Origin of the sequence: Psychrobacter sanguinis, assembly GCF_020736705.1 — a bacterium.
Classification (GTDB): Bacteria; Pseudomonadota; Gammaproteobacteria; order Pseudomonadales; family Moraxellaceae; genus Psychrobacter; species Psychrobacter sanguinis.
This window is the reverse complement of the sequence record NZ_CP085990.1, coordinates 809,766-822,723: the sequence shown is the minus strand read 5'-3', so window position 1 is coordinate 822,723 and position 12,958 is coordinate 809,766. Positions and strand designations below refer to the sequence as shown.

The window sequence follows — 12,958 nt, the reverse complement described above, 5'->3', positions numbered from 1 at the left end:
CAGGGTGGTTCGGCAAGTTTTGTTGAGGCTCGCTATAAACGTTTTTCGCCCTTAATATTACGTTAAAAATATTGCCACAAAACATGACTCTACAAACTTTTTATCTTTATTTATTATTTTCTATATTCTTTATTTGCTATAAAAGGAGAGCGTCTTGAGCCAAGAAAAGTATAATGACCTTAATGAGCCTACTCAGACGCCGGCCACTCCTTCTGCAGATACGCCTCTACAAAAAGCGACTATCAATGATGAGCAGCATAAACAAGCTGTGTCCTCTACTATCACTACAGAGACTAAACCTGAATCAACGCCTGAAGCAGAGGGTACATCAGAAGCTGGTGATAATACCGCTGATAATAATGACCCACCAAAACCACCAAAAGAGCCTATCTCTTCGACATATAGTTGGTCTCCGAAAAAAAAACCGCTGCTTCATCTAATTTTCCTAATAGCATTGATTGTTATAGGCGTATTGTTGATCTTATACGCTTGGAAACTGCCTCCATTTACGCCTACGGTGCAGCATACCGACAATGCCTTTGTTAAAGGTCGCACCACCATCATCAGCCCACAAGTTTCCGGTTACGTGACACAAGTGGCAGTGCAGGATTTTGCTAAAGTTGCCGCTGGTGATTTATTGGTAAAAATTGACGATCGCAACTTTCAGCAGCAATTACAACAAGCCGAGTCTAATATCCAAGTGGCAGTTACCAATCGAGCTGCCAATGAGCAAGACGTGCAAGTCAGCCAGGCTCAGATAGAGGCCCGCGAAGCAGATTTACACAGTGCCGAAGCGCGTGTACTGAGTGCCGAGCAAGATGTGCAGCGTTACCAAGACTTAGAGGCTATGACTATTGGTGCCGTTTCAAAAGCAGAGGTTGCGCATACTCAAGCGCAGCTCGCCCAGGCTAAAGCAGGCGTTGAGCAGGCCCGAGCAAATTTAGAGGCAGCCAAGCAAGCGCGCCAGAAGACACTTAGCAACCATTCATCATATGATGCCAATATCGAAAATGCCCAAGCCGCTGCCAAACAAGCGAAAATCAATTTAGACAATACTTTTATCACTGCGCCTGAATCGGGTCAGCTTAGCCAATTGAGCGTTAAAAATGGACAATATGTGACTCCGGGTATGCAGCTTATGTATATTGTGCCGGAAGGCGTGTGGGTGATTGCTAACTTTAAAGAGACACAGGTCGCTAATATAGTCATCGGTGATCGGGCTACTATACAGGTTGATGCCTTAGGCGGAAAAACTTTCACAGGTCGTGTCAGCAATATTTCACCAGCAACAGGTAGTGAATTAACCACGGGAAGCGCTAACCCTGCTACAGGCAACTATATTAAAGTGGCACAGCGTATTCCGGTGCGCATTGATTTAGATGCCAATCAACCTGACCTCGCAAGGTTACGTCCTGGTATGTCAGTTGAAGCGGATGTTGATACTAAGTCGCATACTAATACACAAGCCAAGACAACTACGGTCAAAACAACTTCTACCAAGATAACTACTACCCAATAAATACTATAGGAATAACCCATTGGCCGGTCTTAAATATATTTCTCACTATCCTGAGTATATTCAGGATCAAGCCAAGGCTTTAATTGAAGCAGATCGCTTAGGCGACTATCTGAAACAAAAGTATCCTGAGGAACATCAGCTTCAAAGTGATAAGGCGCTTTACCAATACGTCACCGAGCTAAAAAACCGCCACATGAAAAATGTGGGCACATTATCGCAGGTCAGCTACAACAGTAAACTTAAAGTATTAAAACAGGCTCTAGGTATCCACACCCATCAGTCTCGGGTGCAGGGCAGTAAACTTAAATCGCACAATAGCATCACTGTAGCCAGTGTGTTTAAAGAGGCACCATTAGAGTTTTTGCGAATGATTGTGGTGCATGAGTTGGCTCATTTTAAAGAAAGTGATCATAACAGAGCCTTTTACCAGTTGTGCACGCATATGCAACCGGATTATCACCAAGTTGAGCTAGACATGCGGTTGTGGTTACTGTGGCGAGAGTTAGAAAAGAATGAAAGCTAAAAAGTTGTTAATAAAAAAGGGCTGACAATCACTGTCAGCCCTTTTATTTTCTAATTTATAAACAAGCCTATATTATTAATGTTACTAAGACAATTGTAATGAGCCTTTAGCAGACATCACTAAATCGATAACATCACCAGCATCAATAATTTCAAAACGCTCATCAATGGCTGATTCTTCTATGCCATTGTGTTTTAGGCAAGCGCCGCACACTAGAATTTGACCCCCTTTCTCCATAAACGCTTTTAAAAGCTCAGCAGCAGGTTTAAAAGGTGCGCCGATGTCGATTTTGTCAAACGCATTGGGTACAGCTAGACGTACACCATCTACCATTAAGATAATAGTTGCCGAATGCCCTTTTTCTAAGGCTTTACCAGCCATGGTTAAGGCAATCGTTACTTTGCTCGGATTATTGTCATTATCGAATAGGGTGCTAACATAGTCTGTTGTTTTAGGCATGGTGTCTCCTTGATTTTAATTTTAATGGGATTATTTGTTGGAAGAAATTATCTATTTATCTTGTCTCTAAGTATTAGCATAACAATTATTATATATTTTTATATAATGTTTTGTCGTCAGCGTGTTATAGGCAAGTAAGTTAAGGTTTCTAAAGGGTTTAGAAAAGAGCTTTTGTAGAATTGTGTTTCAGATGAGCACAAAAAAGCTGAGTAGAAGCTCAGCTTTTGGGTTTTGAGGAACTATGGTTATGGCTAGATAGCGTTACCACCTGCATTGTTCCAGATTTTACTGAATCCAATAGCAGGCAGATATAAACTTTCAGTATCTAGTTTGATTCTAACAGGAGAAACAGATGTTTTAAAAAGATTAACCACATAACTATGACCACGTTCAGTTTCTGGGGTATAACTATAGTAATACTTATTAGTACCATTAAACTTTAGACACCAACGTGACATTTTTACTGCTTGTCCATTAAATACAACGGTTGTACTTGTGGGGTACCCAGTTTCATAGCTACACATGCTATCATCATCCAAATAAGCGTTTGCAAAATAAAGTCTTTGCTTACCCCCTTGAGAGTGGCTTATTAAGGCTTCAAAGTACTTTAAATCCGAATCGTAATCTGAGGAATATGATACTACAGTTCCAAATCCTCCTGATGTAGTACCCCATGGTATAGTATTAACAATTGTTGTAGCATAACTACTTAAAGAAATCATTAAGGATGTAGCTAAAGTAACGATATACTTTATTGTTTTCATGGTTTGATCCTCGGAAGTAAATAACACTATAAACATTTTATTATATTAATTTATATTTACACTGTAGTGAGGATTATGCAACGAAAAAACGTGAACTCTGCATTAGCAAAGCTCACGTTGGTAGCAATAATCTTTAAGTTGAGCTAAAACTAAAACTAACTAAAACCTATTCAGCAGCAGTCAAAAAGTCTGGCATATCCGCTGCGGTTTTCTCAAGTTTCTTCAGTTTCTTTTTGCCAATACCGCCTAAAACTTCTACGGCATGACGTAGGCGAGTTAAAGTCATGTCCGCGCCAATCACGTACATAGAGTTCATTACAGGCGTCGATGACGTACTACCAGCGATGGCGATAAAGAATGGTGCCATCATGTCACGCAGTTTGATATCCATTGCAGCGCTTAAGCCTTTTAGGGTAGCGAAGATATTCTCTTCGGTCCATTCAGGTAGGGCTTCAAGCTTCCACGTGGCAATTTGTAGGATTTCCATGATTTGCTCAGGCGTTAGTGTCTTGTGCTCAAAGCTTTCGGCAGTGATGTTTGGTAGGTTTTGGAAGTAGAAACCTGCCCAGTTTACCGCATCAGATAGCAAATGAATGCGAGGCTGAATCGCCGCCGCAATCGCAGTTAGCTTATCTGAATCATTTGCCCAGTCTAGAATCTTATTTTTAAGCTGTTCAGGGGTTAAGGCACGCAGCCATTCGCCGTTTAACCAGTTCAGTTTTTCGATATCGAAGATAGGACCACCTAATGACACACGGGTAATATCAAAGCTGGCAATCATCTCCTCAAGGGTGAAGATTTCTTTATCATCAGGCATTGAGTAGCCCATACGGCCCAAGTAGTTCAATAGCGCTTCAGGCAACACACCGGCATCACGATAGTAAGTGATTGAAGTTGGGTTCTTACGCTTAGAGAGCTTTGATTTGTCTGGGTTACGTAGCAGTGGCATATGGCATAGCACTGGCATTTCCCAACCGAAGTATTCGTATAATAGTTGATGCTTAGGCGCAGAGTTCAGCCATTCTTCACCACGAATAACGTGAGTGATTTCCATTAAGTGGTCATCCACCACGTTTGCCAAATGGTAAGTTGGCAGACCGTCTGTTTTTAGCAGCACTTGCATGTCCACTTGTTCCCAAGGAATCTCAACCTCACCGCGTAGCATGTCTTGAATTTTACACACGCCTTCAGTCGGTACTTTCATACGAATAACGAAAGGTTTGCCTTCTGCGGCTAATTTATCAGATTCTTCGCGTGGTAGATCGGCATAACGACCATCATAATGAGGGTTCTCGCCGCGGGCGATTTGGTCAGCACGCATCGCATCTAGCTCTTCTGGCGTACAGAAGCAGCGGAACGCATGACCTTTATCTAACAGTTCTTGCGCATGTTTTTTATAAATATCACTGCGCTCACTTTGACGATAAGGGGCATGTGGGCCACCATTGTCCGGACCTTCCGCCCAATCAAGACCCACCCAACGCAGGGCATCCAAAATCATTTTTTCAGATTGCTCAGTTGAACGGCTTTGGTCAGTGTCCTCTATTCTAAGGATGAATTCACCGCCATGCGCTTTAGCAAAAGCTAAGTTGAATAGGGCAATATAGGCAGTGCCTACGTGCGGAAAACCGGTAGGTGAGGGGGCAATACGGGTACGAACAGGACGATTCGAAGCAGTCTGTGTCATGAGAGTTCTCTTATAATCTGTTTATATCAAAGTTTAAAAAGGTCTATAAAAAACCAGAGTAAAGGGGGTAATAATAAGAAACGAAAATTGGATGTGGACTTAAAACACATTATAACAGGTTTGGCCTAAGGCTTATAAATCACAGATAAATTGAAACAAACCTTAATTTGAAAAAAAAGTGATAAATTTCTACCAAAATTCATCTCAAAATAAGGCGAGATACCAAAAAAAGCATATAATACGCCTTAGTTTGCCTGCTTACCTTGACAAGCAACTATGACTTGCGATAATGAGGTTGACCTTGTTCGACCTTCGTTTTTTAGTCGCTAAAATGAATATAACTGATTGGCCATAGTGTTGGTAAATGGTGAGTCATAATGCTTGAAAGGCAGTGATATTATTTTATTAATTGCCGTATTGTTAAATTCTTTATGGGTCAGTTTAGCCGCGTACTGAATCGCGGGTTAATTAGCACCAGACTTTTTTTACTGAGCTATTTTTTTATTGAGCCATTTTTTACTGAGCTATTTTACTGAAATTTTTTACAGACTTAGTTTGTATTGTTTACTCCATTAAGGGAGCCTATTTATTGTGACCGACGCCGTCTCTTCAGCTGCAGCAAACCCTTCCTCACCCAAAGCCAATTTTAGCCACGAAACCGTGCTATTGTATGAGACTGTCGCCGCTGTCTTAGGTAAAAATCCCACAAAAAAATCTAGCAAAGCCACTGACTCAGAATCTAAAGTCTCTGGCATTTTTGTGGACGCGACCTTTGGTCGAGGCGGTCACAGCAAACTGCTTTTAGAGTCATTAAGTGACGATGGGCAACTTTTTGTGTTTGATAAAGACCCTGAAGCCATCGCTGTGGCGGAAGAAATAGCAAAAAGTGACAATCGTGTGACAGTTGTGCATGATAGTTTTGCCAATATAACCCACTGCTTGAATGAACACGGCATCACGCAGGTAAATGGCATCATGGCTGATTTAGGGGTCTCCTCTCCGCAATTGGATGACGGCAGTCGCGGCTTTAGCTTTATGCGAGATGGTGCCATCGATATGCGTATGGACACCAGTCGTGGTCAGTCAGTAGGGGAGTGGCTAGAGACAGTAGACGAAGAAGAGCTTGCCAATGTATTGTATGATTTTGGGGAAGAGCGACACAGCCGCCGAATCGCCCGCGCTATTAAACAGATGGAGCGCTATACCTCAACACTAGAGTTAGCAGAAGTGATTAAGCAGGCTCACCCAAAATGGCAAAAAGGCAAACATCCGGCGACTCAAAGTTTCCAAGCCATGCGCATATTTATTAATAATGAGCTGGGTGATATTGATAGTTTTTTACAACAGAGCTTGACGTTGTTAGCGCCCGAAGGTCAATTGGCAGTCATAAGCTTCCATTCGTTAGAAGACCGCCGTATTAAGCAGTTTTTACAGCGTCACAGCCGAGGCCAATACCCTGAAGATGAAAACCTGCCGATGCCACCGGTGCGCCCCCGCTATTTTAGTAAGCCAAAACGCATTGCACCAAGTAAGGCTGAGGTGAGTGTTAATAATCGTTCACGTAGTGCTTGGTTAAGAGTAGCAACCCGCACCGATACCCCATATAATAACGCCCCTAGCGAGCTACACAGCTAAAGCAGATTATTGTATAAATCAGGTCAGTTAAGGGGACACGCTGAGCGTGGTAAGTTAAACACAATCTAGTCCTCAAAAACCCATAACGCTGCTCTTTTACGGAGCCATTTTTTACCCTTAAAGACCACTCGGGTCACAACATCAGTCACATATGGCAAATAATAAATCCCCAAGCTCGAATCTAATAGATAAAGACTCGCTAGAGATTAGCGATTTTTTAACCAAGCGTTATCGTGGTGTTAGCGTCTACGGTGCTGTCATGATTTTGCTAGCGATTGGCATAATCTGGACAGCGGTATTGACCGCCGAACAGGTGCAACAGTACCATGAGGACTATATGGCGTTGCAAAAAATGAAAGTTGAACATCGTAATTTACAAATTGAGAATCAGCGTTTGGTCATCGAACAACAAACCTTTAGTGCCACGCCACAAATTGCCAGCCGTGCGGTTACGCAGCTTGGTATGTATTCCCCCACAACTAAAGACAAGCTTATCTTGCAGCCGACAGCGGCTAAGCCTGGGGATAGGTTGAATATTGAACAGCCCAAAGCAGCCGATGAAGCAGAATTGACCATCCAGCAGCAACAAGGAGGCAAAGATGAGTAAGAAGCCTTCTAATCCGCCAAGTAGTCCAAGAAAAAAAGCCACTGCTCCAAAAACCAGCACCAAAAAAAGTGCTGCTGATAAGCCCATGCACGGTAAAGTGACTGAGCCTTTGGTTGCCCCTAAAAAGCCGCAGTCCTCGAAAGGTGGTAAAGCCAATAGTAGTAATACCGACAAAGGGGGTATGGCCAAGCTAAAATTCTGGCAGAAAGAAAAAGAGACCAGTGGTGCTTATACCAGTGTCAAACATCGCAATCATAAAGGCACAGTAGGCGCCTCTACTCGAGCCAGCGCAGAAAGTGACTTAATTCGCTTTAAAATAATCTGGTTTTTTGCCTCTTTATTTTTATTGGGTTTGGTTAGCCGTGCTTTGTACCTGCAACTCATTAATTCTCAAAAATTTATTGATAAAGGTAATGAAATAATTACCAGTGAGCGTACTCAGCATTCTTATCGAGGTATGATCACCGATCGTAATAACCAGCCATTGGCGGTAAGTGCGCCTTTGTCCAGTGTCTCGTTTAGTCCTTATGACTATGCGCAGGCTTACTATGACTTGCAGAAGCGCATTAAGAAAAATTCAGATGACCCGGAAGCACAGCAAAGACTGCTTAAGAAATTAAAAGAGATGGATTTGGCTCAACTTGCCAGTGTCTCTGGGGTATCACTTGAGCGTCTACAACAAGCTGTGGCCATCAATAACACCGTCGATGTGAGTGATGACGATGCGGTAAAAGCAGTATTGCCTAAAGGATCTGGTTCACATTACCTGCCCTTATTAAACAAAGTAACTCCAGAGATTGCCGATGCGGTAGTGGCGTTGGACTTCCCTGGCGTTTATGAAAAACAAGAGTTTCGCCGTTACTACCCTCAGCCGCAACCCAATGCGCAGCTACTGGGCTTCATGGGCCATAATGCCAATGATCCTAATAGTGGCTATGAAGGCCGCGCCGGTGTTGAACGTCAGTTTCAAGCGAAGCTGGCGGGCGAAGATGGTAAGGTTCGAGTACTAAAAGACCGTTATCAAAATAGCATTGAAGAGCTTGAACAAATTAAACCTATGGTGCCTGGACAAGATGTTAACTTGTCTATTGACTCACGTCTACAGTATCTGCTGTACAAGGAGCTTGAGCATGTGGGTCGTGTACAAGAAGCCAGATGGTCAACCGGGATGGTGGTCGATGTACACACTGGCGAAGTCTTGGCATTGTCTACTTGGCCATCGTTTAACAACAATAACTTAAACGAAATGACCGGCAATAACCAACGTAACCGAGCCGTACTAGACGTATTTGAGCCCGGCTCAGTGATGAAGCCTTTCACAGTGGCCGCAGCATTGAAATCTGGAAAATATACTGAAAACTCACTGATTAATACCAGCCCAGGATCAATCAGAGTAAGAGGCTATACCATTCGAGATCACAATAACTTGGGCACAATTACCATGTCTACTTTGATTCAAAAATCAAGTAACGTGGCCTCTACTAAGATTGCATTGTCTCTACCACCTGATGGCATTACCAATGTGCAAAAAGAATTCGGTTTTGGCAAAAAGACCGCACTGAACTTCCCAGGAGAGCAGGCCGGTATTATTCCAACGCCTAAGGAAATTGAAACCTCTCGCCGTGCCACAGTAAGTTACGGTTATGGTTTGCAAGTGACTTTGGCTCAGATTGCTCAGGCTTATGCCGCACTAGGCTCAGGAGGTGTATTACACCCCTTAACCTTAGAAAAACAAAAGCAAAGACCAGTAGGCACACGGGTGTTGGATGAAAAACATGCCATGTCTGTGGTTAAAATGATGGAAACCGTTACTCAGCCAGGGGGTACAGCGACTGCCGCCGCCATCGATGGTTATCGTATTGCCGGTAAAACGGGTACTTCACGCCGAGTAAATCCGAAAGGGGGTTACTACACTGATCAATACCGTACGGTGTTTGCCGGTATCGCGCCTGCATCCAATCCACGTTTGGTAACGGTCATCTTGGTCGAAGATCCTAGAAAGACTTACTACGCCGGTATTGTGGCAGCGCCCGTATTTAAAAACGTGATGCAAGAAGCATTGCGTCTTTATAACGTACCCTTAGATAAACCGTTGAAAACTGAATAATTTAATCAACAATAAGCATGGATAGCCGCTTAGCTAGTTAATTGCTTAACGCTTCAATTAATGACGTCTTTACCGGTAACTACATTTACCGATAACTACGCTAACTGAAAAGTTAATAGTGGCTAGCTAAATGGCTGAATGCATCTAACAAGGCTAGCAGAATGACAGCGAATCAATTAGCATCGACAGACAACGAGGCTTCAGCATTAACCTTACGCCAAGTGGTTGAAACTGCTTTAAAAGTCTTACCTGAACAGTCTCAGACTTTGCAGCAAATTTTATCTCAGCCGGGCATTGATATAGCGTTTTCCAAATTTGTATTGGACAGCCGTCAACTGGACAATGAGGTAAATAATGCTCCATCTGTCGCTGCACCTGCTGCGTTCGTGTTATTAAAAAGTCATACTCAACCTATCGAAAAAAGCCAACAATATGCCCAAGTAGCCGCTGAAAAAGCGGCTTTTATCCTTACTGAGATTGAGCCTCAATACTTAGCATCTAGCACCCAAACCGCTGAGTATGCGTGTCCTATTATATTTGTTGCCAATCTACGTGATATTTTGGGCAGCTTGATTCAAATCAGCTTATTGCCTTCTGCTTCTTTATCGAGTCTTACCCAGAGTTCAGATTTACAACAGCAGCTGCCGCAAGTCATTGCGGTAACGGGTACCAATGGTAAGACCACTATCAGCCAATTGATTGCCCAACTTTGTCAATTTTCAAACGTCGCTCAGCTACAAAACAGCGCTGTCATGGGCACTGCAGGTAATGGTCGTCTAGACAGTTTAGTACAAGCCAGTCATACCACGGGCGATGCCTTAGCGGTACAACGCTTTTTGCGAAAGATGCACGATGAAGGTGTCAGTATCTTGGCCTTAGAAGCCAGTTCACACGGTTTAGACCAGCAGCGTCTACAAGCTGTGCCAGTGACCGTTGCTGTTTACACCAATTTAAGCCGTGATCACCTCGACTATCACCCCGATATGGAAGATTACGCCCGTGCCAAAGCCCGTTTATTTGATACTGCCTATTTCCCACAATTGACCCACGCTGTGATTAATGCCGATGATGAATTTGCTTCATTGATGGCAGAGACTGCTCGCCGTTCAGGGGTTAAAGTCTGGTTATATAGCTTAGCGTCAGAACAAGGAACTATTAACGAGATAGCCAATGATGCCTACTTTGTGGCGAACAAGATTGAGCCCAGCTTGGAAGGTGTCAAAATTGAAGTCGAAACCAGCTTTGGCTCATTAACCTTACACAGTCCGCTATTGGGACGCTTTAATGTGGCCAACCTGTTGGCAGCAGTCGCAGGAGCAATGGCGTTGGGTATCGAGCTTGAAGACCTGCCTGCTTTAGTGACTAAATTGCAAGGGGCTAGTGGACGTATGCAACGGGTTAGCATTGAGGACCAAGACGCAGACTCGGAGCAGGGCGTATTCATCGTCGATTATGCCCATACGCCAGATGCCTTAACTCAAGTATTGACCAGTTTAAAATCACATTGTAGTGGCAATCTTTGGGCCATCTTCGGCTGCGGTGGTGACAGAGACAAAGGTAAGCGTCCTCTGATGGCACAGGCAGGTTTGGCTGTGGCCGATAAAGTGGTATTGACCTCTGACAATCCACGCAGTGAAGACCCCGAACAGATCTTAGAGGACATGCAGCAGGGCATGAGTGACGAGCAGCATCAGAAAACCAAAGTCATTGCCGACCGCAAACAGGCGATTCAATACGCGGTAGAGCATGCCGGTTCGCAAGATATCGTGGTCATCGCGGGCAAAGGTCATGAGACCTATCAAGAAATCAAAGGTGTACGTCATGACTTTGATGATAGAGAAGTGCTGCAACACGCCTTAATCGAGGCTAACAAACGTTAACCTCGGTTGGCTTGGCCAATTATTCTTTGGTTAATAGCATACGGTTAGCGATATAAATAACTTTTAATTCAGATGAGACACAGTAATGAGCCAATCAAACACAGACTCAGCCCAAACTAGCGGATTATTCAACTGGACGCCTGAGCATCTTCAGGCAGCAACGGCTCAGCTTGACAGTCAATGGATTGGCTTAGATGCTCAAAACAAAACAACGCTCAATGCCACTCGTATCATTACTGATACCCGTAAAATACAGGCCGGTGACATCTTCTTAGCCATTGTTGGCGAGAACTTTGATGGGCACAATTTTGTGACTGCCGCTGTTGAGAAGGGCGCTATTGCTGCCATTGTTAGCCAACCTATTGAAGCATTACCCGTACCGCAACTTAAGGTAGACGACACTCGTTTGGCTTTCGGTCAAATTGCCGCCTATCGTCGTCAGCAGCATCCTAATCTAAAGGTAATTGCCTTAACCGGATCAAGTGGCAAAACCACTGTCAAAGAGATGCTGCGTCATATCTTTACCCAAGTAGAAACAGCCAATGCCGCTCAGCAAAGCACCACTCTAGTGACACGCGGTAATCTAAATAATGACTTTGGCGTACCCATGATGCTGCTTGAATTAGAGCAACAACACCGTTATGCGGTCTTAGAGTTAGGCGCAAACCATGTGGGTGAGATTGCTTATACCACGGCTATGGTCAAGCCAGATGTGGCCTGTATCTTAAACATCGGAACGGCGCATCTTGGGGAATTTGGCGGTCGTGACAATATTGCCAAAACCAAGGCAGAGATTTATCAGTCGTTGACAGAATCTAGCACTGCGGTGGTGCCGTTTGATGACGATTATACGCAGCAATTAACCGCGGTCGCTAAACAGCACACACCCAATGTGATTCATTATGGTTGGCAGCATTTACAACATAACAGTGATAAGGCTGACTCAAGCCAGCCTCAAGTTTACGCCACTGAGGTGCAGACCACTGCGCTACAAAGCTGTTTTAAATTACATTTTGACCTAGATTCACAAACCTCTGTGGTAGACATTACGCTACCTATGTCAGGCGAGCATAATGTGAGCAATGCTTTAGCAGCAGCTGCCTGTGCTTATGCCGCTGGCATCGCTCCTGAAGTTATCGCAGCAGGCCTGAATCAAGCCACCTCTAGCAAAGGCCGCTTGGGAAGACAGACCTTAGGCATGCACCACATTATCGATGATACCTATAATGCCAATCCAAACTCTATGCGAGCTGCCGCCGATGTCTTGGCCGCTCAAGCAGGCTATAAAGTATTGGTACTTGGCGATATTGGTGAGCTTGGTGATGCCTCTAGTGAAGAGCATTACAAACTCGGGCAAGCGATTGCAAATAAAGCAATTGATTTGCTGCTGTGTGCAGGCGAATTTGCTGCGGATACTGTCGCCGGCGCTCGCAATCAAGGTATGCAGCAGGCGTATGCTTTTGATACTAAAGCAGAATTATTTCCTAAGCTTCAAGCAGTATTGGCCCAAAAGACCGAAAGCCAACAGGTTTGTACCCTATTATTCAAAGGGTCACGCAGCACGACTATGGAAACCTTAATCGATGATTTAAGCAAAAATACGGATTGATTTACTTTCTAAAGATGCATTAACAATGTGCGTTTTTGGTGAAAAGTTGCTTTAATCCTGTTTTTATCCCGTATTTTTGCGATAATTCGACTGATTTGGCCTTTTTGAGGCTTAAAAACAAATTTCATATTCAGTGTCACAGCTTCAGTTGTGGCAATGCTGTCTTAT

The 12,958-nt window shown here is 43.8% G+C and carries 10 protein-coding genes; 7 read left to right on the top strand and 3 right to left on the bottom strand.

The features are described 5' to 3' along the window. Window positions 1-154 precede the first annotated feature (154 nt). Both LK453_RS03485 and LK453_RS03480 read left to right on the top strand, forming a co-directional pair. On the top strand, window positions 155-1,519 hold the full coding sequence (locus tag LK453_RS03485; protein ID WP_201537867.1) for an HlyD family secretion protein: 1,365 nt from the start codon (window positions 155-157) through the stop codon (window positions 1,517-1,519). A gap of 19 nt (window positions 1,520-1,538) precedes the next feature. Then, on the top strand, window positions 1,539-2,042 hold the full coding sequence (locus LK453_RS03480; protein WP_201537869.1) for a M48 metallopeptidase family protein: 504 nt from the start codon (window positions 1,539-1,541) through the stop codon (window positions 2,040-2,042). A gap of 84 nt (window positions 2,043-2,126) precedes the next feature. On the opposite strand, the gene LK453_RS03475 is transcribed toward LK453_RS03480, so the two are convergent. From LK453_RS03475 to gltX, 3 genes are all read right to left on the bottom strand, one after another. Further along, window positions 2,127-2,501, bottom strand: a complete 375-nt coding sequence (locus tag LK453_RS03475) for a DsrE family protein (protein WP_201537871.1) — start codon at window positions 2,499-2,501, stop codon at window positions 2,127-2,129. A gap of 251 nt (window positions 2,502-2,752) precedes the next feature. Next, window positions 2,753-3,265, bottom strand: a complete 513-nt coding sequence (locus LK453_RS03470; RefSeq protein ID WP_201541854.1) for a hypothetical protein — start codon at window positions 3,263-3,265, stop codon at window positions 2,753-2,755. Between the two features lie 166 nt (window positions 3,266-3,431). After that, window positions 3,432-4,952, bottom strand: a complete 1,521-nt coding sequence (gltX, locus tag LK453_RS03465; RefSeq protein ID WP_201537875.1) for a glutamate--tRNA ligase — start codon at window positions 4,950-4,952, stop codon at window positions 3,432-3,434. Between the two features lie 591 nt (window positions 4,953-5,543). Here gltX and rsmH point away from each other — a divergent pair. The 5 genes from rsmH to LK453_RS03440 all read left to right on the top strand — a co-directional run bounded on the left by rsmH (window position 5,544) and on the right by LK453_RS03440 (window position 12,790). After that, complete coding sequence (gene rsmH / locus LK453_RS03460) at window positions 5,544-6,587, top strand: 16S rRNA (cytosine(1402)-N(4))-methyltransferase RsmH (protein ID WP_201537876.1); 1,044 nt, start codon at window positions 5,544-5,546, stop codon at window positions 6,585-6,587. A gap of 151 nt (window positions 6,588-6,738) precedes the next feature. Beyond that, window positions 6,739-7,194, top strand: a complete 456-nt coding sequence (gene ftsL, locus LK453_RS03455; RefSeq protein ID WP_201526332.1) for a cell division protein FtsL — start codon at window positions 6,739-6,741, stop codon at window positions 7,192-7,194. After that, on the top strand, window positions 7,187-9,301 hold the full coding sequence (locus LK453_RS03450) for a peptidoglycan D,D-transpeptidase FtsI family protein (RefSeq protein WP_201537878.1): 2,115 nt from the start codon (window positions 7,187-7,189) through the stop codon (window positions 9,299-9,301). The genes ftsL and LK453_RS03450 overlap by 8 nt, the downstream gene beginning before the upstream one ends. A 161-nt stretch (window positions 9,302-9,462) precedes the next feature. Next, window positions 9,463-11,181, top strand: a complete 1,719-nt coding sequence (locus tag LK453_RS03445; RefSeq protein ID WP_201537880.1) for a UDP-N-acetylmuramoyl-L-alanyl-D-glutamate--2,6-diaminopimelate ligase — start codon at window positions 9,463-9,465, stop codon at window positions 11,179-11,181. Window positions 11,182-11,266: 85 nt separating this feature from the next. Next, window positions 11,267-12,790, top strand: coding sequence for a UDP-N-acetylmuramoyl-tripeptide--D-alanyl-D-alanine ligase (locus tag LK453_RS03440; RefSeq protein WP_201537882.1), 1,524 nt, complete (start codon window positions 11,267-11,269; stop codon window positions 12,788-12,790). Window positions 12,791-12,958 lie beyond the last annotated feature (168 nt).